The 19534-nt window shown below is 71.1% G+C and carries 22 protein-coding genes; 15 read left to right on the top strand and 7 right to left on the bottom strand.

Annotated elements, in window-relative coordinates:
* The first annotated feature begins 11 nt into the window (after positions 1-11).
* The 11 genes from cysD (at position 12) to BMZ92_RS26070 (ending at position 9755) form a co-directional block, all read left to right on the top strand.
* Positions 12-935, top strand: a complete 924-nt coding sequence (gene cysD / locus BMZ92_RS26120) for a sulfate adenylyltransferase subunit CysD (RefSeq protein WP_091512660.1) — start codon at positions 12-14, stop codon at positions 933-935.
* Positions 935-2236: a sulfate adenylyltransferase subunit 1 gene (locus tag BMZ92_RS26115; RefSeq protein ID WP_091512658.1), complete on the top strand. Its 1302-nt coding sequence runs from the start codon at positions 935-937 to the stop codon at positions 2234-2236. The genes cysD and BMZ92_RS26115 overlap by 1 nt, the downstream gene beginning before the upstream one ends.
* Positions 2237-2263: 27 nt before the next feature.
* The gene (locus BMZ92_RS26110; RefSeq protein ID WP_091512715.1) at positions 2264-3313 is read left to right on the top strand and encodes an ABC transporter substrate-binding protein; all 1050 of its coding nucleotides are present in this window, start codon (positions 2264-2266) and stop codon (positions 3311-3313) included.
* A 25-nt stretch (positions 3314-3338) separates the two neighbouring features.
* Positions 3339-4136 (top strand): ABC transporter ATP-binding protein, encoded by a 798-nt coding sequence (locus BMZ92_RS26105; protein ID WP_091512655.1) that lies wholly within the window; start codon positions 3339-3341, stop codon positions 4134-4136.
* The gene (locus tag BMZ92_RS26100; RefSeq protein ID WP_091512652.1) at positions 4123-4998 is read left to right on the top strand and encodes an ABC transporter permease; all 876 of its coding nucleotides are present in this window, start codon (positions 4123-4125) and stop codon (positions 4996-4998) included. The genes BMZ92_RS26105 and BMZ92_RS26100 overlap by 14 nt, the downstream gene beginning before the upstream one ends.
* Positions 4995-5696: a sirohydrochlorin chelatase gene (locus tag BMZ92_RS26095; protein WP_091512650.1), complete on the top strand. Its 702-nt coding sequence runs from the start codon at positions 4995-4997 to the stop codon at positions 5694-5696. Before BMZ92_RS26100 ends, BMZ92_RS26095 begins: the two co-directional genes overlap by 4 nt.
* Positions 5693-6523 (top strand): TIGR03854 family LLM class F420-dependent oxidoreductase, encoded by an 831-nt coding sequence (locus tag BMZ92_RS26090; protein WP_091512648.1) that lies wholly within the window; start codon positions 5693-5695, stop codon positions 6521-6523. The genes BMZ92_RS26095 and BMZ92_RS26090 overlap by 4 nt, the downstream gene beginning before the upstream one ends.
* Positions 6524-6545: 22 nt before the next feature.
* Complete coding sequence (locus BMZ92_RS26085) at positions 6546-7319, top strand: enoyl-CoA hydratase family protein (RefSeq protein ID WP_091512646.1); 774 nt, start codon at positions 6546-6548, stop codon at positions 7317-7319.
* Between the two features lie 76 nt (positions 7320-7395).
* Positions 7396-7980 carry a hypothetical protein gene (locus BMZ92_RS26080; protein ID WP_091512643.1) on the top strand — a complete coding sequence of 195 codons (585 nt, stop codon included), beginning with the start codon at positions 7396-7398 and terminating at the stop codon, positions 7978-7980.
* Positions 7980-8528 carry a hypothetical protein gene (locus BMZ92_RS26075; RefSeq protein WP_091512640.1) on the top strand — a complete coding sequence of 183 codons (549 nt, stop codon included), beginning with the start codon at positions 7980-7982 and terminating at the stop codon, positions 8526-8528. Before BMZ92_RS26080 ends, BMZ92_RS26075 begins: the two co-directional genes overlap by 1 nt.
* Positions 8529-8543: 15 nt before the next feature.
* Positions 8544-9755 (top strand): DUF6545 domain-containing protein, encoded by a 1212-nt coding sequence (locus tag BMZ92_RS26070; protein ID WP_091512639.1) that lies wholly within the window; start codon positions 8544-8546, stop codon positions 9753-9755.
* Positions 9756-9770: 15 nt separating this feature from the next.
* Here BMZ92_RS26070 and BMZ92_RS26065 read toward each other — a convergent pair whose 3' ends face one another.
* The 5 genes from BMZ92_RS26065 to BMZ92_RS26045 form a co-directional block, all read right to left on the bottom strand.
* The gene (locus tag BMZ92_RS26065) at positions 9771-10583 is read right to left on the bottom strand and encodes an SAM-dependent methyltransferase (RefSeq protein ID WP_091512638.1); all 813 of its coding nucleotides are present in this window, start codon (positions 10581-10583) and stop codon (positions 9771-9773) included.
* A 67-nt stretch (positions 10584-10650) separates the two neighbouring features.
* A complete protein-coding gene (locus BMZ92_RS26060) occupies positions 10651-12048 on the bottom strand; it encodes an MFS transporter (RefSeq protein WP_218153551.1) in 1398 nt (465 codons plus the stop codon).
* Between the two features lie 282 nt (positions 12049-12330).
* On the bottom strand, positions 12331-12693 hold the full coding sequence (locus tag BMZ92_RS26055; protein WP_091512635.1) for a barstar family protein: 363 nt from the start codon (positions 12691-12693) through the stop codon (positions 12331-12333).
* 6 nt (positions 12694-12699) lie between these two features.
* Positions 12700-13086 (bottom strand): guanyl-specific ribonuclease, encoded by a 387-nt coding sequence (locus tag BMZ92_RS26050; protein WP_091512710.1) that lies wholly within the window; start codon positions 13084-13086, stop codon positions 12700-12702.
* 52 nt (positions 13087-13138) lie between these two features.
* Positions 13139-13339 (bottom strand): hypothetical protein, encoded by a 201-nt coding sequence (locus tag BMZ92_RS26045; protein WP_091512707.1) that lies wholly within the window; start codon positions 13337-13339, stop codon positions 13139-13141.
* Positions 13340-13381: 42 nt separating this feature from the next.
* On the opposite strand from BMZ92_RS26045, the gene BMZ92_RS26040 reads away from it, so the two are divergent.
* Positions 13382-14347 carry a zinc-binding dehydrogenase gene (locus BMZ92_RS26040; RefSeq protein ID WP_091512634.1) on the top strand — a complete coding sequence of 322 codons (966 nt, stop codon included), beginning with the start codon at positions 13382-13384 and terminating at the stop codon, positions 14345-14347.
* Between the two features lie 113 nt (positions 14348-14460).
* Positions 14461-15435 carry an alpha/beta fold hydrolase gene (locus BMZ92_RS26035; protein WP_091512631.1) on the top strand — a complete coding sequence of 325 codons (975 nt, stop codon included), beginning with the start codon at positions 14461-14463 and terminating at the stop codon, positions 15433-15435.
* A 4-nt stretch (positions 15436-15439) separates the two neighbouring features.
* On the opposite strand, the gene BMZ92_RS26030 is transcribed toward BMZ92_RS26035, so the two are convergent.
* Positions 15440-16486, bottom strand: a complete 1047-nt coding sequence (locus BMZ92_RS26030) for an NAD(P)H-dependent flavin oxidoreductase (RefSeq protein ID WP_091512628.1) — start codon at positions 16484-16486, stop codon at positions 15440-15442.
* Positions 16487-16519: 33 nt separating this feature from the next.
* On the opposite strand from BMZ92_RS26030, the gene BMZ92_RS26025 reads away from it, so the two are divergent.
* Positions 16520-16963 carry a pyridoxamine 5'-phosphate oxidase family protein gene (locus BMZ92_RS26025; protein WP_091512627.1) on the top strand — a complete coding sequence of 148 codons (444 nt, stop codon included), beginning with the start codon at positions 16520-16522 and terminating at the stop codon, positions 16961-16963.
* A 6-nt stretch (positions 16964-16969) separates the two neighbouring features.
* Here the strand turns inward: BMZ92_RS26025 and lepA are convergent, their stop codons facing one another.
* Positions 16970-18877 carry a translation elongation factor 4 gene (gene lepA / locus BMZ92_RS26020; protein WP_091512624.1) on the bottom strand — a complete coding sequence of 636 codons (1908 nt, stop codon included), beginning with the start codon at positions 18875-18877 and terminating at the stop codon, positions 16970-16972.
* A 51-nt stretch (positions 18878-18928) separates the two neighbouring features.
* Between lepA and BMZ92_RS26015 the strand changes: the two genes are divergently transcribed.
* Entirely contained in the window at positions 18929-19528 is a 600-nt protein-coding gene (locus BMZ92_RS26015; protein WP_091512622.1) for a class I SAM-dependent methyltransferase, read from the top strand.
* Positions 19529-19534 lie beyond the last annotated feature (6 nt).

Raw genomic sequence — 19534 nt, 5'->3', positions numbered from 1 at the left:
CGGAGGAACTCGTGACCACTCTCGAAATCCCCGCGACCGACGCCGCCACCGACCACCTCGCGGCGCTGGAATCCGAGGCCATCCACATCTTCCGCGAGGTCGCCGGCGAGTTCGACCGGCCGGTGATCCTGTTCTCCGGCGGCAAGGACTCCACGCTGCTGCTGCACCTGGCGATCAAGGCGTTCTGGCCCGCCCCCGTGCCGTTCCCGCTGCTGCACGTCGACACCGGCCACAACTTCGACGAGGTCATCGACTTCCGTGACCGGATCGTCGAAAAGCACGGCCTGCGGCTGATCGTCGCGAAGGTGCAGGACTGGATCGACGACGGGCGGCTCACCGAGCGTCCCGACGGCACCCGCAACCCGCTGCAGACGCAGCCGCTGCTGGACACCATTGCCGGGCACAAGTTCGACGCCGTGTTCGGCGGCGGCCGCCGTGACGAAGAGCGTGCCCGCGCGAAGGAGCGGATCTTCAGCCTGCGCAACGCCTTCGGCCAGTGGGACCCGCGCCGCCAGCGTCCCGAACTGTGGAACCTGTACAACGGCAGGCACCGTCCGGGGGAACATGTGCGCGTGTTCCCGCTGTCCAACTGGACCGAAGCCGACGTGTGGCACTACATCGCCCGCGAGCGGGTCGAGCTGCCCTCGATCTACTACGCGCACCGTCGCCCGGTCTACCGGCGGGACGGCATGTGGCTCACCGAAGGTCCGTGGGGCGGTCCCCGCGAGGGCGAGGAGGTCCGGGAGCTGAGCGTGCGGTACCGCACGGTCGGTGACGGTTCGTGCACCGGCGCGGTCGAATCCACCGCCACGACGGTGGAGGAGGTCATCGCCGAGGTGCTCGCGAGCAGGCTCACCGAGCGTGGCGCGACCCGCGCCGACGACCGGCTCTCCGAGGCCGCCATGGAGGACCGCAAGCGGGAGGGCTACTTCTGATGAGCAGCTTGCTGCGCCTGGCCACGGCAGGCAGCGTCGACGACGGCAAGTCCACCCTGGTGGGCCGCCTGCTCTACGACACCAAGTCCGTGCTGGCCGACCAGCTCGACGCGGTCACCCGCGCCAGTGTCGACCGTGGACTGTCCACTCCGGACCTTTCACTGCTCGTGGACGGGCTGCGTTCCGAACGCGAGCAGGGCATCACGATCGACGTGGCGTACCGCTACTTCGCCACGCCCAAGCGCACCTTCGTGCTCGCCGACACGCCGGGGCACGTCCAGTACACCCGCAACACGGTCACCGGCGCGTCCACGGCGCAGCTGGCGATCCTGCTGGTGGACGCGCGCAAGGGCGTGATCGAGCAGACCCGCCGCCACGCCGCCGTGCTCGCGCTGCTGGGCGTGCCGCGCCTGGTGCTGGCGGTGAACAAGATCGACCTCGTCGACTACGACGAGGAGACGTTCGCCGTCATCGCCAAGGAGTTCACCGACCACGCCACGTCACTGGGCTACGCCGAGGGTTCCGTGCTGGCGATCCCGGTGTCCGCGCTGGTGGGCGACAACGTGGTGGAGCGCTCGGCACACACCCCGTGGTACTCCGGCCCGACGTTGCTGGAGCACCTGGAGACCGTGCCCGTCGCGCCCGACCCGCACGACGTCGCGTTCCGCTTCCCCGTGCAGTACGTGATCCGCCCGCGCACGCCCGAGCACCCCGACTACCGGGGCTACGCCGGGCAGGTCGCGGCGGGCACCGTGCGGCGCGGCGACGAGGTCGTGGTGCTGCCCGCGAGCCTGCGCACCACGGTGGAGCGCATCGACACCGCCGACGGCGAACTCGAAGAGGCCGCCGCGGGCAAGAGCGTCACCCTGCTGCTGGCGGACGACCTCGACATCTCCCGCGGGGACGTCATCGCCGCCGCGGGCGAGGCGCCCGTGCCCACCGACGAGCTGGGCGCGACGCTGGCCTGGCTGTCCGAAAAGCCCCTGCGCCCCGGCGCGCGCGTGCTGGTCAAGCACGGCACCCGGACCGTGCAGGCCTTCGTCGAGGAGCTGTCCACGCGCTTCGACGAGCAGAAGCTGTCCACTGTGGAATCCCCCGAGACGTTGCAGCTCAACGAGATCGGCCAGGTGCGCATCCGCACGGCCGAGCCGCTGCCCGTCGACGACTACGCCGTCAACCGCCGCACCGGGTCGTTCCTGGTGATCGACGCGGGCGACGGCACCACGCTGGCGGCCGGTCTGGTCGGCGCACCGCTGCCGGTGCTCCGCTCCGATCGTGACGTGGTCTCCCCCGGCCCCTGACCCCGAAAGGCCCTGCCCGTGAAAATCGTGCGTGTCCTCGCCGTGACGCTGTCCGTGCTGGCGGTCGCGACCGCGTGTTCCCGCGCCGACCGGAGCGACAGCTCCGCACCGGCCGCGAGCACCGGCGGCACCCCCGCCACGGAGGTGCGGCTCGGCTACTTCCCCAACGTCACGCACGCGTCGGCGTTGATCGGGCTCGACAAGGGCTACTTCACGCAGGAGCTGGGCGCGGGCACCAAGATCACGCCGACGAAGTTCAACGCGGGCCCCGACGAGGTGTCCGCGCTGCTCGGCGGCTCGCTCGACATCGGGTTCATCGGCTCGGGACCGGCGATCAACGCGTTCGCCAAGTCCGACGGCAACACGGTCCGGCTGATCTCGGGGGCGACCTCGGGCGGCGCGCAGCTCGTCGTCAAGCCGGAGATCAACACCCCGCAGGACCTGCAGGGCAAGCTCGTCGCCGACCCGCAGGCGGGCAACACGCAGGACGTCGCGCTCAAGAAGTGGATCGCCGACCAGAAGCTGACCGGCGTCAACGTCCAGAACTCCGACAACTCCGTGACGCTCGACCAGTTCCGCAAGAACGCCATCGCGGGCGCGTGGCTGCCGGAGCCGTGGTCCTCGCGCCTGGTCGCCGACGCGGGCGCGAAGGTCCTCGTCGACGAGAAGTCCCTGTGGCCCGACGGCCGGTTCCCGACCACCGTGATCGTCGTGCGCACGCAGTTCCTCAACGAGCACCCGCAGACCGTGCAGGCCGTGCTCAAGGCGGTCCTGGACGCGAACAACCTCGCGGCGAGCGACCCGAACGAGGCGAAGGCGGCGGTCAACCGCCAGCTGAAGTCGCTGACCGGCTCGGCGCTGTCGCAGGCGGTGCTCGACCGCTCGTTCGCGAACATCGAGCTGACCACCGACCCGCTCGCGTCCCGCTTCCCGCAGCTGGCGCAGGACCAGGTGACGGCGGGCATCGCCAAGAGCGCGCCGAAGCTCAACGGCTTCTTCGACCTCACCCCGCTCAACGCCGTGCTCACCGCGGCGGGCAAGCCGACGGTCAGCGCCGCGGGCCTCGACCAGAAGTGACGACCGAGAAAGGCAGGCGAAGGAGATGACCGCCACGCTCGAGAACGCGGCTACGCGGCCCGCCACGGAGTACGCCGTGCGCCTTTCCGGGGTGCACAAGACCTTCGGCCAGGGCGCCGGCGCGGTGCCGGCACTGGCGGGTGTCGACCTCGACGTCGCGCCCGGCGAGTTCGTCTGCCTGCTCGGCGCGTCCGGCTGCGGCAAGACCACGCTGCTGAACCTCGTCGCGGGCCTGGACCGGCCGTCGGCGGGTGAGCTGGAGCTGAACAGCTCGCGCCCGGCCGTGATGTTCCAGGAGGCCGCGTTGATGCCGTGGCTGACGGCGGCGGCGAACGTCGAGCTGCCGCTGCGGCTGGCCGGGCTCCCCCGCGGCGAGCGCCGGAACCGCACCGGCGAGCTGCTGGAACTGGTCCGGCTGAACGGCGTCGGCGGCAAGCGGCCGCACGAGCTGTCGGGTGGCATGCGGCAGCGTGTCGCGCTGGCGCGGGCGCTGGCTTCGGCGTTGCACACGACCGACGGCTCGCGTCCCGCGCTGCTGCTGATGGACGAGCCGTTTTCCGCGCTCGACGCGATCACCCGCGACGTGCTGCAGGGTGAGCTGCTGCGGGTGTGGCGGTCGACGGGCACCGCGGTGCTGTTCGTGACCCACGACGTGCGCGAGGCCGTCCGGCTGGGGCAGCGGGTGGTGCTGCTGTCGTCCCGGCCGGGGCGGGTCGTGCAGGAGTGGCAGGTCGGCGACCTCTCCGGCGTCGAGGAGGCCGAGGCCACGGCCGTGATCAACCAGCGGCTGCGCGAGGTGATCTCCAGTCATGCCACGGCTTGACGACCTCGACGCGGCCGTCGAAGCGGGGCTCGACGCGCTCGACACCCCGCCGCAGGAGACCGGCCCCGGCCGCGTGCGGCGGATCCTGTGGGCCGTGCTGCCGCCGGTCGCGTTCCTCGCGGTCGCGATCGGGATCTGGCAGGCGCTGTGGGCCGCCGCGTTCTGGCCCGAGTACCAGCTGCCCGCCCCGCTCGCGGTGTGGGACGAGCTGTGGGCGCGGATCGCCGACGCGCAGGCGTTCGGCTTCGTGTGGACGTCGGTGCACCGCGCGGTGCTCGGGTTCCTCGTCGCGATCGTGATCGCGACCCCGCTCGGGCTGCTCGTGGCGAAGGTCCGGGTCGTGCGGTCGGCGATCGGGCCGTTCCTGTCCGGGCTGCAGAGCCTGCCGTCGGTCGCGTGGGTGCCCGCCGCGATCCTCTGGTTCGGCGTGACCCCCACGGCGATGTACGCGGTGCTGCTGCTGGGCAGCGTGCCGTCGATCGCCAACGGCCTGGTGGCCGGGATCGACCAGATCCCGCCGATCCTGCCGCGCGTGGGCAAGGTGCTGGGCGCGGGACGGCTGCAGGCCTCGTGGCACATCCTGCTGCCCGCCGCGCTGCCCGGCTACCTCGCCGGGCTCAAGCAGGGCTGGGCGTTCTCGTGGCGGTCGCTGATGGCGGCGGAGATCATCGCCGTCTCGCCGTTGCTGGGCAAGGGACTCGGCGCGTACCTCGACGACGGGCGCACGCTGTCGGACATGCCGACGGTGATCTCGGCGATCGTGTTGATCCTGCTGGTGGGCGTGGGCATCGAGCTGCTGGTGTTCCGCCCGCTGGAGCGGTCGGTGCTGCGGGCGCGCGGGCTCAGCGGGTCGGTGCGGTGACCGCTCCGCTGGTGGTGGTCGCCCACGGCAGCCGGGATCCCCGCTCTGCCACGACCGTCCGCGCTCTGGTCGAGCCGATCGGCGCGCGAGTGTCCTTTTTGGACCTTTCGGAGCCGTTGCTGACCGACGTGCTCCGCTCGCTGTCCGCCGAGGGGCACCGGTCCGCCGTGGTCGTGCCGTTGTTGCTGGGCCGCGCGTACCACGCCAGGGTGGACCTACCCGCGCTCGTGCGGGAGGTGCCGCGGCTGCGGGTGTCCATCGCGGACGTGCTGGGCGTGGACCCGGTGCTGGAGGCGGTCGCGCTCGACCGGCTGGCGGCCACGGGCGTCTCGGTGGACGACCCTTCGCTGGGCGTCGTGCTGGCCGCGGTGGGTTCGTCACACGCCCCGGCGAACGAGGCGGTCGTGCGGCTGGCGCGGCGGTGGAACGCGCGGTACGGCATGCGTGTCGCGCCCGCGTTCGCGAGCGCGGCGAAGCCCGACGTGCCCGCCGCGATGGCGCGCTTGCGTGCCCAGGGCGCGCGCCGGTTCGCCGTGGCGTCGTGGTTCCTGGCACCGGGGCTGCTGCCGGACCGCATCGCGCGGCTGGCGCGCGAGTTCTCGCCTTCGGTCGCGCTGGCGGACTCGCTGGCGCCGGATCCGCGGATCGGCGAGCTCGTGCTCGCGCGCTACTCTGCCGCTGTGGAGCAGGCCGCGTGAAGATCCGGTTCGGGGTCGGTCTGGGCGCGGAGACGCCCACCGCCGAGCTGCCGGGAATCGTCGACCGCCTGGAGGCGGCCGGGATCGACTCGCTGTGGCTGTCGGAGCACGTGTACTCGCGTGCGGTGGACCCGTTCATCGGGATGGCCCACGCACTGGCCCGGACACAGCGGCTGAAGGTGGGCACGTCGGTGGCGGTGCTGCCCGGACGGCAGCCGGTGCTGGTGGCCAAGCAACTGGCGTCACTGGCCGCGCTGGCGCCGAAACGCGCGCTGCCGGTGTTCGGGCTCCGCCCCGCGCGGCCACGGGAACGCGAGCTGTTCTCCGTGTCCGGTCCTCGCGCGGCAGCGTTCGACGAGGCGTTGCGGCAGCTGCGGGCGGCGCTGGCGGACGAGTCGTTCGGTCCCGTGCCGCGGATGGACCTCTGGCTGGGTGGTGCGGTCCCCGCGGCGTTCGAGCGGATCGGCCGTTACGGCGACGGCTGGCTGGGCAGTTTCCTGCCCCCGTCGGACGCGCGCAGCGCCCGCGAGGCGATCGCGTCAGCGGCGGCCGAGGCGGGCCGGGAGATCGAGCCGGACCACTACGGGATGAGCGTGCTGCTCGCCGAGGGCGGCGCCCCGGCGGACCTGGCCGCGGCCGCGCGTGAACGCCGTCCGGACGCCGAGGTGTCCTCCGTGGTCCCGTCGAGCTGGCCCGAGCTGCACCGCCTCCTGGACGGCTACCTCGAAGCGGGGCTGACGAAGTTCGTCGTGTACCACCGCGGCCCGCAGCCCTTCGACGAGTTCCTGGACGCCTTCACCAGGGAGCTGCTGCCCCGCCAGAACTGAGGGACGTGGCAAGGTGTCAGCCATGGCTGAAGAACTTGTCCACTACTCGGTGACCGGCGGTGCCGCGACGATCACGCTGGACTCGCCGCACAACCGCAACGCCCTGTCCGCCCAGCTGCGCCGCGAGCTGCGTGCCGCACTCGCCAAGGCCCGCGACGACGCCGGCGTGCGGGTCGTCGTGCTCACGCACACCGGGCCCGTGTTCTGCGCCGGGATGGACCTCAAGGAGGCCCGCGGCGCCGACGCGACCAACCAGGGCGTGAACGAGTTCCCGGAGATCCTCGAGCAGATCTGGAACAGCCCGAAGCCGGTCGTCGCGAAGCTGGCCGGGCCCGCGCGGGCGGGCGGGGTCGGCATGGTCGCGGCCGCGGACATCGTGGTCGCCGCGAAGGAGGCGACGTTCGCGTTCTCCGAGGTCCGCATCGGCGTCGTGCCCGCCGTGATCTCGCTCGTGGTGCTGCCCCGCATCGCGCCACGCGCCGCACAGGAACTGTTCCTCACGGGCGAGGTCTTCGACGCGGCGCGTGCCGCGGAGATCGGCCTCATCACGGCCGCGGTGGACGCGGAGAAACTCGACGACGAGACCGACCGCTACGTCCGCGCCCTCACCCTCGGCGGCCCGAACGCCCTGGCGGCGACGAAGGAACTCCTCGCGAGCCCGAAGCCCCCGACCCCATCCGCCGGCTTCCAGGCGATGAACGCCCTGTCCGCCCGCTTCTTCGCGAGCGAGGAAGGCCAGGAGGGCATCATCGCCTTCGCGCAGAAGCGCAAACCGAACTGGGTGCCGGCGGAGTAGTTTCCCAGCCTGGTGGAATTGTGCTTTAGTTGACGCGGATCAGCGAATGTGGCGCCGGCAACAGCCAGGGAGATCCATGACGCAGGACCAGGCGCCTGGCACCAGCGAGGGAACACCCAGGACGTTCACGGACAAGCTCAAGTGGCTGCTGAGCCACAAATTGTCGCCTGACGAGGACCCGGCGATCCTGCTCGACCCGGAGGCTCTCGCCCGGCGCAATGCGCAACGGGGTAAACCGCGGCAACGCGAACTGACGGCGGCTGTCGACGTGACCGCCGCCTACATCAGCAAGATAATCACGGGCAAGCAGCCCTACGACAGCGTGTCGACCGGCATTCTGGAGCGGCTCAACCAGCACTTCTTCGGCGAGACCGACATCAACGTCTTCTCCAGTTCCCATCCCTGGCAGAACGAGAACATCCTGAAGCGGATGCTCAAGCACAGCCACGGCCTGGACGACGAGGAGCTCGCCAACCTCTTCTCCCGCCCCCAGGACGTGCTGTGCCTCCGCGCCGGCCGTCTGGTCAACCAGCTGGACGAAGAGAGCCTGCGAGCGGTGCTGCCCGAGCTGGAACGGTTCGCCGCCGCCCGCGGGAACCTGGACGAACTGCGGGACGAGGGGTACGACGTCGAGGTCTTCGACGGCGGGGAGGAAGAGTGATGTTCCGCCGAAGAACGAGCGACGGTGACGACTCGGAATTCGTGACGAAATGCCGCGCGGGCATCTACCGCATCACCGGTGGAGAGCGGCCGGATTCGGTGGAATCCTGGCTCCAGGCCTTGAGCGCATTCCGCGGCCGCCCGATCGTCAAGGTGCGGCTGCCCGCGGATACCGCTACTCCCGTGTGCCTCCTGCTCAGCGACGCGCGAAACGACTACATGGTGTTGAGCCACGGCGTCTCGCCGGCCCAGGACGCCCAGTTCGCCGCCCATGAAGGCGCTCACCTGCACTTCGACCACCACGGCGACGACATTTCACGCGAAGAACGCCGCGTCCTCGAAGAGCTGCTGCCCGGCGACCTGGCTTTCACCGGCCGGATCGAAGTGCGGAAACGGACCAGCTTCGAATCCCTGCCGGAGTGGCAGGCCGAGCTTTTCGGTTCGGTGCTCACCGCGGAGATCGGTCAGCTCGGCGGGCAGCTGCTGTCAGCCCCCTCCGGCTCCCGCGACACGTTGCACGAGCTCTTCGGCAACGACCGCCGCGGCTGATCAGGAGTCGGCGCTGTGATCGGGTGGCTGCTGTTCTTCGCCGCACTCGCGGCGGCGGGCGTCGCCCGTCACCGCGGCTGGCGTGGCGGTTCCCACTCCTACTTCCTGGCGGTCTTCCTCGTCGGCACGCTGGCGGCCGCCCTCTCGTCCCAGCTCACGCTCCAGCTGGCCGACCAACTGCCCGCGCCGGTCCCGCAACTGGTCTTCCTCGCGGGTACGTGGTCGTCCCTCACCGCGCCCTGGTGCGTGCTGTCGATGCTCTCCTTCGCGCTGGCCGAGCCCGGCGCCGCGCCCCGGCGAACCCTGCGGCACCCGGTGTTGCTGCTGGTGTCGGGAGCCGCGATGGGGGTGCTCCTGGCCGCCATCGGCCCCACCAGCGCCGTGGACTTCACCGGCGTCTACGGGCGGGACTGGCGCGCTGTCCTGTTCTCCCTCGTCTACAACTTGTACATCGTCGCCGCGATCGTCGAATTCGCGGTCGTCATCGTGCGTTATCTCCAGACCGCGCGCCCGGCCCGGCAGGTCGTCATCAGCCTCTGGCTGGAGATGGCTGGAGGAGCCCTGGGACTGCTGTGGTCCACCTGGGGCATCGCGCGTGCGGTGGCCGCCGCCTACCACGCGGAGACCTTCCTCGACCACCCCGCGCTCGTCGACCTGCTGGCCTCGACGTGCGTAGGGGTGATGATGGTCGGCGCGGTGTGGTTCGTCTGCGCGAGGAAGGCCGCCGAGATCTGGGAGACCTGGTCCTTGTGGCGCTTGAAACCGCTGTGGAGCGCGTTGCGGGTCGTCCACCCCGGGCTCGTGCTCGGTATCCGCAGCGCACCGCCCGGCCTCCGGCTGCAGCGCTACCTGATCGAGATCAGCGACTGGATCTACCAGGTGCGCGTGCACGCGCACCGTGACATCCGCGCCTGGGTCGAGGAGCTCGCCGAGCACCGCCGGCTGGACGCGGAGACGACCGAGGCCATCAGCACAGCGGTGACCATCGAGGCCGGGCTGCGGGGGCGGGCCGCCGGGATCGTCCACCCGGTGGCCGCCGCGTCCGCACGAAGGGCCGGTCAGCGCACCAGCGAGCGACCCGCGACCCAGCGGGTGCAGGTCCGCACTCTGCTGCACGTCGCGAGGTTGACCGGGATGGGGCGCTGGCACGCCCGCCTGTGGCCCGACCCGCATCGCCGTCTGGTGCGCGGTCTGTCCGAACGCGCACATGCCTCGTCAATGAACTGAGGGCGCCCTGGCCTGTCAGGGGATGCGGGCCACGCCGCCGAGCAGGACCGCGGCGGCCTGATCGTCGCGTTCGGTGCGGTGACCCGGCGCCGGGCGCCAGTCCGTGGCGCGCCCCAGCCCGGGCGGCACGAGCTCGGTGCGGGCGAACAGTGCGAGGATCTCCTCCCGCGTGCGCAGCCGGGCGGGCGTCTCCACGGTCTTGTTGTAGGAGGCGGCGAGTGCGGCCTGCTGCTCCCGCGCCCGGTCGTCCTCGGGCGGGGTCACGTGGCTGATCGCCAGGTAGCTGCCCGGCGCCAGGGCCGACTTGTAGTGGCGGACCACCGGCCCGGCGTCGCCGGGCACGAACGGCAGCACCGAGATCATCAGCAGCCCCGCCGGCTGGGAGAAGTCCAGCAGGCGCCGCACCTCCTCGTGCCGCAGGACGGCGTCCGGGTCGCACACGTCACCCTGTATGCACACGGCGTGCGGGTTGTCCGCGAGCAGGCGGGTGCTGACCGCGACGGTGTCCGGGTCGAGGTCGACGTAGACGACACGGGCGTCGCGCGCGTGGTCCTGGGCGATCTCGTGCACGTTCCCGACGGTCGGATAGCCCGAGCCCAGGTCGAGGAACTGGCGGATCCCCTGCTCGACCATCCACCGCACGACCCGCCGCAGGAACTCCCGGTTGTAGCGTGCGGTCAGCGTCGCCGTGGGGAGCCGCCGCAGCGCCTCGATTCCCGCCTCGGCGTCGCAGTCCAGGTGGTGCCTGCCGCCCAGGCACCAGTCGTACACCCCGGCCGCGGATGCCCGGGTCCGCGACGGCCCGGCAGGAACTTCGTGTGCAGCCATCGGTTCACGTCCTCTCAGCCGAAGCGGGCGAGGCGTGGAGCGGCGCCCGCTCTCCCGTCCTCAGCTGTCATCCGCCCATCATGCCGGAAGTGGTGTCGCGGGTGTTGACGGTGCGCAGGCCCAGGACCGCCGCGACGAGAACGGCGATGCTGCTCACCCGCAGGGCGAGACGAAATCCGCCCGTCAGCGCACCGGACACCGGCACCCCGGCGGCGAGCAGACCGGTCGTGTGCGCCGCGGCGAAGGCGATCAGCACCGCGATCCCGATCGCGCCGCCCACCTGCGTGGAGATCTGCACCAACGCCGACGCAAGTCCTGAACGTTCGGGCGTGACCTCCGCCGTGGCCGCGTTCATCACGGCCACGAAAACGAGCCCCAGCCCCAGCGAAAACCCGAGCAGGCCCGGGAGGATGTCGCTGGGGTAGCTCCCGTGCACCGGCAGGAGGGACAGCCACCACACACCGCCCGCGGCGACCACCAAACCACCCACGATCACGGGAAGGGTTCCGGCCCACGGGATCAGGAATTTGGTCGCGACCCCGGCTCCGAGTACGACGCCCGACGTGGCGGGCAAATACGCGAGGCCCGTTTGCAGCGCCGAGTATCCCAGCACGTTCTGCATGTACAAGGTGACGAAGAAGAACATGCCGTACAGGCCCCCGATCGCCACGGCCTGGGTCGCGTTGGCGGCGACGAGCCCCCGGACCCGGACGATGGACAACGGGACCAGCGGCTTCCCGCCGCGCCGTTCGCAACGGCGTTCGTTCCACACGAACACGACCAGGAGAACCGCCGCGCCCGCCAGGCGGACAACCGTGCTCAGCGCCCCCCAGCCCGCGTGGGGCGCCTCGACCACGGCCCAGATCAGCAGCCCCAGTCCCCCCGTGCTGGAGACGGCACCGGCGACGTCGACGGTCCGCCACGTCGCGCGGCGCCGATCGTCGGGCAGCAACCGGAAGACGCCGGCGAGGATCACCACGCAGACGATCGGGTTGATCAGCAGCACCGAGCGCCACCCGAACACCTCGGTCAGGACACCACCGAGCAGGACCCCGGCCGTCGTGGCCAGGCCGAGGGTGCCGCTCCAGATCCCGACCGCCCGCACCCGGTCGGTCCCGAAACTGGTCATGACCAGCGACAACGCCGCGGGCATCATCGCCGCCGCCCCGGCCCCCTGCACGACCCGGGCACCGATGAGCACCCCCGGGGTGGGGGCGAGCCCGCCGATCAGGGACGCGGCGGCGAACACGGTCACGCCGACCACCAGGACCGGCCGTCGCCCCACCAGGTCTGCCGCGCGCCCGCCCAGGAGCATCCCGCCGCCGTAGGTCAGCAGGTAGCCGGACACCACCCACTGCAGGCTCTGCTGCGGGAGGCCGAACCGGTGCTGGATCGCCGGCATCGCCACGTTGACGATGACGGCGTCGATCATGTCCATGAAGCCGATGGCGCAGAGCAGCGTCACCGCCGCGATGCCCGTCCACTCCGAAAGGGAGAATGAATTACCCGCTCCGCGAGTCCCCACGAGATTCCTCCACCTCAGAAGTGCCGTGCCTGCGCTTCTTCTTCCACCGAAGGCCGGCTGCGTCGAAGTCCGGTGCCTCAGCAGGACAAAACGGATCCGAACTCCGCCAGGACGAATCCCGCTTCGGGCAGACTGGTGTTCTGGGTGAATTTGATTGCCGACTCTAAGTCAATCCGCTGCGCAAATCAACTACAGTAAATTTTGTGGCGCCTGCCCTGGTTTTCAGTCGTCGGCGAGGGCGAGGGTGAGGCGGCGGCTGTCGGGCCGTCCGCCGGCCGGGGCCAGGGCCCGTTCGGCGTCCGACAGCACGCTGCGGATCGCCAGGTACCCGCGCGGGTCGGCCTGCTTGAGGGCGTCCGAACCGCTCCACACGAGCACGTGCTCTCCGCTGGGCAGCCAGGACAGGTCGGTGAGGCAGTCGTACAGGGCGTCGAGGTTGCGGCCGAACCAGTCCGGGAACGACAGCGCCTCGGCGATCGCGTCCAGTGTGGACAGCTTGTCCGCCGGGTGGCCCGCCATCGCGTGCAGGTAGGCGCCCCGCGCCCGCGCGCGGTCGGTGATGGTCTTGATGCTGAGGTGCTCCATGGCCTTCTATTTCGAGGGATCGACGACGACGAAGGACGCGTAATGATCACCGGTGTAGTACAGCTCGTGCGACCCGCCGGTGATCAGGCGTCTTGGGCCCCGGTCCGCGCTGCCCGGCGTCGGCACCGTGTACTCATGGTAGTAACCGCTCTGGTGCTGCGGCAGGCGTTTCTCCCGGTTCTCGAACACCACGCCGTCGTTGCGGGGGTACGGGAAGGGCCCGCCGCGCTGGATGAGCCGCCACGTCTGCGCGGCCTCGGGCGGCAGTGCGGACAACGCCGTCGTGGACGTTCCCGGCCCGGTATCGCTGCCGAGATCCCTGATCAGCCAGCCACCCAGGACGAGCACGAGCAGCCCGACCAGCGCGACCGTGATCCGCCTTCTGCTAGACACCCGCGCCACTCTAATGACGGCTTGACCCGGGTCGCGGAGTGGTGCCGCAACCTCAGGCGCGGGGTTCGCAGTCCTCGTCCCTGGAGGGCCGCAGCCACGCCGCCACGCGGTCCACGATCCGGTCGATCAGCCAGGCCGCGCCGAGGCACAGCGGCCCGAGCACGGCGATGACCAGCAGGAACTGCAACGGGAACCACAACTGCGCGAGCCACAGCTCGGCGTTGTCCCACCAGCCTGCCAGTCCTGCGAACACGGTCACAGCCTACGCGGGGTGCCGGCGCGGTAGTTTGCACCCATGTTCGCCGTGTATGCCAACGAAGCCAACTACGACAACCCGCTGGACGCACTCGTCGTGGGCGAGCGGCCCGAGCCCGAGGTGCCCGAGGGCTGGGTCAGGGTCGCGGTGCGGGCCGCGAGCCTGAACATGCACGACATCTGGACGTTGCGCGGCGTGGGCATCAAGGCCGAGCAGTTCCCGATGATCGTCGGCTGCGACGGCGCCGGCGTGCTGGACGACGGCACCGAGGTGGTGCTGCACTCGGTCGTCAACGCGCCCGGCTGGCAGGGCGACGACACCCTCGACCCGAAGCGCACCCTCCTCACGGAGAAGTACCAGGGCACCTTCGCCGACTACGTGGTCGTGCCCGCCCGCAACGCCGTGCCGAAGCCGAAGAACATGTCGTTCTCCGAGGCCGCGATCATGGGCACCGCGTGGCTGACGGCGTACCGGATGCTGTTCGTCAAGTCGGGGCTGCGCCCCGGGCAGACCATGCTCGTGCAGGGCGCGTCGGGCGGCGTGTCGACCGCGCTGGTGCAGCTGGGCCGCGCCGCCGGGATGCGCGTCTGGGTGACCGGGCGGACCGAGGAGAAGCGGGCGCTGGCCGAGCGGCTGGGTGCGCACGCGACCTTCGAGAGCGGTGCGCGGCTGCCCGAGCGCGTGGACGCGGTGTTCGAGACCGTCGGCAAGGCGACCTGGGGCCACTCGCTGAAGTCGCTGAAGCCGGGTGGCGTCGTCGTGGTGTCCGGCTCGACCAGCGGCCCCGACCCCAGCGCCGACCTGCAGCGGGTGTTCTTCCTGCAGCTGCGGGTCGTCGGGTCCACCATGGGCACCCGCGACGAGCTGCAGAACCTGCTGGAGTACGTCGACCTGGCCGGGATCAAGCCGCAGATCGGCACCGAGCTCCCCCTGACCGACGCGGAGCAGGGCTTCCGCGCGATGCTCGAAGGGGACACCGCCGGCAAAATCGTTTTCACTCGTTAACACGCCCGATTCGGCCGCTGAGCTGCGCAGACACACTCCGACACCACCCCGACACCGCTTCGTGACCGAGCACTGACCCGGAGAAAGCGAGTCTTTCTCGCTAATCTGGGTATATGACCGCAATGGAGCGGGGAAAGCGGGAGACGCCGCCGTCACTACGCACCGGCCCGGAGCCGATCCGGGTCGGGGAACGCACCTATGCCGGCGTCCGTACGCGCGTGCTCGAAGTCGGTCCCAAGCGGTTGCTCCGGGGTGCGCCCCGGCTCGTCCTGTTGCACGGGTACTGCGACAGCGCCGACACCTGGCGCCCGGTGCTCGAGCAGCTGGCCAACGCGGGCATCTGCGCCGTCGCGGTCGATCTGCCCGGGTTCGGCAGCGCCGAGGCGCTGCGCTCCGGCGCGATGCTGCCGCAGCTCGACCGGTTCGTCGACGCCGTGCTCAAGGAACAGACCAGGCACGGCAGGGTCGTGCTCGCCGGGAACTCGCTGGGCGGCACGATGAGCCTGCGGGCCGCCGCCACCGGAAGGCACCCCATCGCGGGCGTGATCTCCATCGCCGCACCGGGTTTCGTGGACTCGTGGCTGGTGCGCGCGATCGGCACCACCCCGCTGCGGCTGTGGGCGGCGCTGCCGTTGCCGGTGCCCGGTTTCCTGGTCCGGACCATCGCCGAGTACGTCGTGCCGCGCCTGCTCTACGCCGACCACGGCGTGGCGGCGAAGGAGCACGTGCGGCGCTTCACCGACCTGTTCCCGGACTACCGCTCCACGAAGACACGCCTGGAGCAGGCCCGTCAGCTGGTGGAGGAACTCGCGGAGGCGTACGAGGGGCTGGACGCCATCGAGGTGCCGCTGCTCGTCGTCGCGTGCGGCAAGGACAGGCTGGTGGACGCGGCGTCGGGCAGGCGGCTGCACTCGCTCGTACCGCACAGCCGCCTGCTCATCCGCGAGGACTGGGGCCACTGCCCGCAGCTCGACGACCCGTCGGCCGTCGCGGAGCTGATGAGCTACTTCACCGCGGGCGCCACGCGCAAGCGCAAGGGCCGCAGGCAGAAGGTCGTCCAGACCACGGAGGTCGCCGCGGCGGGCTGAGGCGTCAGTCCAGCCACACCCGCCGCACCGCGGCCCGTGCCTCGTCCTCGATGCGCGCGAAGATCTCCGCCGCCGGGCCCTCGGACGCGACGGGGTAGGTCTGCCCTGCCCACAGGTGCAGCCCCTCCGCGTCGCCCGACTTGCCCGCGGCGGCCCGGACCGGCCGGGTCAGGTGGTGCACCTCGGGGTACGCTGCGGGCGCGTCCGCCGAGTGCTCGGCGAAGAAGCGGTTGACTATGCCGCGCGCCGTGCGTCCGCTGAACGCTCGCGTGAACCCTGTCTCGCGGTCGTCCTCGGCCAGCGCACGCCGGTGGGTCGGCTGTGTGCCCGCCTCGTCGGCCCGCAGGAACGCGGTGCCCAGCTGCGCGGCGACGGCACCGGCGGTCAGCACCGCGGCGACGTCCGCGCCGTGGACCAGGCCACCCGCCGCGACCAGCGGCAGCCCGGTGCGGGCGGACGCCAGGCGCAGCAACGCGAGCAGGCCGTAGGCGGGGCCGCCGTCCGGGCGCGCCGGGTCGTCGGTGAGCAGGCCCCGGTGCGCGCCGGCCTCGAAACCCTGGACGCACAAGGCATCGGCACCCACCTCGGCCGCCCGCGCCGCCTCGTCCGGGTTCGTGACGGTGGCGATCACGCGGCTGCCGACGTCGTGCAGCCGGTCCACCGCCTCTCGCGACGGCAGCCCGAAGGTGAACGAAACGAACGGGATCCGTTCGCGCACCACGAGATCCAGCTTCGCCGGGTAGTCGTCGTCATCCCAGCGCGGCTCGCCGGGCTCGGTGCCGTACCGCCGCGCCTCGGCTTCCATCCGCCGCGCGTAGCCGTCCAGCTCCACAGTGGACGGCGCGCCGGGCACGAACAGGTTCACGCCGAAGGTGCCCCGCGTCAGCTCCCGGGTCTTCGCGATGCGCTCCGCCAGCGCGTCCGCCTTGAGGTACCCCGCGGCGAGGAAGCCGGAGCCGCCCGCCTCGACCACCGCCGCCACCAGTTCCGGAGTGGTGGGCCCGCCCGCCATCGGCGCGACGATCACCGGAAAGCGCAAGTCTTCGAACATGTACTCAGCCTAGAATCGGGATACCGTGCCGTCATGATCGACTTGGATCGTGTGCGCAAACTCGCGTTCGCCGAGCACGGCCTCGCCACCATCGCGGTCGCGCGGGCCGACGGCAGCGTGCACGCCTCCGTGGTCAACGCCGGCATCCTCCCCGATCCGGTGACGGGCCGGATCAGCGCCGGGTTCGTGGCCCGCGGCGGCACGCGCAAGCTCACCCTGCTGCGGGAGCGGGGCCAGGGCACGGTGGTGTTCCGCCGCGGCTGGGAGTGGGCGTCCGTGCAGGGCCCGGCCCGCCTGATCGGCCCCGACGACCCCGACCCCGGCTTCGACCTCGCCGGCCTGCCGCGCCTGCTCCGTGACGTGTTCCTCGCGGCGACCGGCACCCACGACGACTGGGAGGAGTACGACAGGGTCATGGCCGCCGAACGCCGCTGCGCGGTGTTCATCGAGGCCGAGCGCCTCTACGGCAACTCGTGAACCCCGCTACTTCTTGCCCTTGCCCTTCTCGGCGGGCTCGGTGGTCGACAACGCCGCGACGAAGGCCTCCTGCGGGACCTCGACCCGCCCGATGCTCTTCATCCGCTTCTTGCCTTCCTTCTGCTTCTCCAGCAGCTTCCGCTTCCGCGAGATGTCACCGCCGTAGCACTTCGCCAGCACGTCCTTGCGGATCGCCCTGATCGTCTCGCGCGCGATGATCCGCGAGCCGACCGCCGCCTGGATCGGCACCTCGAACTGCTGCCGCGGGATCAGCTCACGCAGCCGCGTCGCCATCCGGTTGCCGTAGCTGAACGCCGCGTCCTTGTGGACGATCGCGGAGAACGCGTCCACCGGCTCGCCCTGCAGCAGGATGTCCACCTTGACCAGGTCGGCGGCCTGCTCGCCCGCCTCCTCGTAGTCCAGCGAGGCGTACCCGCGGGTGCGGGACTTCAGCGAGTCGAAGAAGTCGAAGATGATCTCCGCGAGCGGCAGGTTGTACCGCAGCTCGACGCGGTCCTCGGACAGGTAGTCCATGCCCAGCAGCTGACCGCGCTTGCTCTGGCACAGCTCCATGATCGCGCCGATGAACTCGGCGGGCGCGATGACCGTGACCTTCGACAGCGGCTCGTGCACCTCGGCGATCTTGTACCCGGTCGGCCAGTCCGACGGGTTCGTGACCGTGTGCTCGCTGCCGTCCTCCAGCACGACGCGGTACACCACGTTCGGTGCGGTGGAGATCAGGTCGAGGCCGAACTCGCGCTCCAGCCGGTCCCGCGTGATCTCCAGGTGCAGCAGGCCGAGGAAGCCGCAGCGGAACCCGAAGCCCAGCGCCACGGACGTCTCCGGCTCGAACGTCAGCGCGGCGTCGTTGAGCTGCAGCTTCTCCAGCGCCTCACGCAGCTCCGGGTAGTCCGAACCGTCCACCGGGTACAGCCCCGAGTACACCATCGGCTTCGGCTCGCGGTACCCCGTCAGCGGCTGCGTCGCGCCCTTGCGCTCGCTGGTCACGGTGTCACCGACCCGCGACTGGCGCACGTCCTTCACACCGGTGATCAGGTAGCCCACCTCGCCGACCCCGAGACCCGCGCTGGGCTTCGGCTCCGGCGAGATGATCCCGACCTCCAGCAGCTCGTGCGTGGCGCCGGTGGACATCATCCGGATCCGCTCGCGCGGCGTGATCTTGCCGTCCACGACGCGGATGTAGGTGACGACGCCGCGGTAGGTGTCGTACACCGAGTCGAAGATCATCGCACGGGCCGGCGCGTCGGCGTCGCCCTGCGGCGGCGGCACCTGGCGCACCACCTCGTCGAGCAGCTCCCGCACGCCCTGCCCGGTCTTGGCGGACACGCGCAGCACGTCACCCGGGTCGCAGCCGATGATGTGCGCGAGCTCGGCGGCGTACTTGTCCGGGTCGGCCGCGGGCAGGTCGATCTTGTTGAGGACCGGGATGATGTGCAGGTCCTTGTCCAGCGCGAGGTAGAGGTTCGCCAGCGTCTGCGCCTCGATCCCCTGCGCGGCGTCGACCAGCAGGATCGCGCCCTCGCAGGCCTCCAGCGCGCGGGAGACCTCGTAGGTGAAGTCGACGTGCCCCGGCGTGTCGATCAGGTGCAGGACGTGGTCTTGCCCCGCCACCTGCCACGGCAGGCGGACGTTCTGGGCCTTGATCGTGATGCCGCGCTCGCGCTCGATGTCCATCCGGTCGAGGTACTGGGCCCGCATGGCCCGTTCCTCGACGACGCCCGTGAGCTGCAGCATGCGGTCGGCCAGGGTCGACTTCCCGTGGTCGATGTGCGCGATGATGCAGAAGTTCCGGATCAGCTCCGGTGGCGTGAACGTGGTGTCGGCGAAGGTCACTGAAATCCTCGGCTCGGTCGTGGGTGCTCCTCCAGTCTCCCATGCCCGGTGCGGGGGCATTTCCGGGTCATCCCCGATGCCACCCGGCGCCGCGCGTGCTGACCTGGAGGTATGAGTACTGCGATCGCTCCCCGCACCGGTTTCCTCGGCAAACTGCTGGACAGGGCCTTCGGCCACCCCCGTGGCGCGCTGGGCAGAGTGGGTGGCGCCGTGATGGCCTGGGGCAACGCGGCGACGGAACGCCACGTCGTCGAAGTGGCGGGCGTCACGAAGTCCGAAACCGTCCTCGTCGTCGGGCCCGGTCCCGGCGTGGGCCTGGCCGCCGCCGCCGAGCGCGCCGCGAAGGTGATCGGCGTGGACCCGTCGGAGGAGATGCTCGCGTCCTGCCGCGCCCGGTGTCCCGACGCGGAACTCCGGAACGGGACCGCGGCGGGCACGGGGCAGCCGGACGCGTCGGTGGACGTCGTCGTGAGCGTCAACAACGTGCAGCTGTGGGAAAACCGCGCCACCGCGCTCGCGGAGCTGCACCGCGTCCTGCGCCCCGGCGGCCGCCTCGTGCTGTCCGTGCACGAGCAGGTCCTGCCCGTGCCCCGGCACCAGCTGGCCGCCGAGGTCGCCGTCGCCGGGTTCACGGACCTGCAGACCTGGACGTGGGACGCGCCCGGTTTCGGTGGCCCCGCGGCGGAACTGCGTGCCGCGGCTGCTTCTTAGCGCAGG

The organism is Amycolatopsis sacchari, assembly GCF_900114035.1.
GTDB classification, from domain to species: Bacteria; Actinomycetota; Actinomycetes; order Mycobacteriales; family Pseudonocardiaceae; genus Amycolatopsis_E; species Amycolatopsis_E sacchari.
Note: the sequence above shows the minus strand (reverse complement) of the source record. Positions and strands in the feature narration are given on the sequence as shown.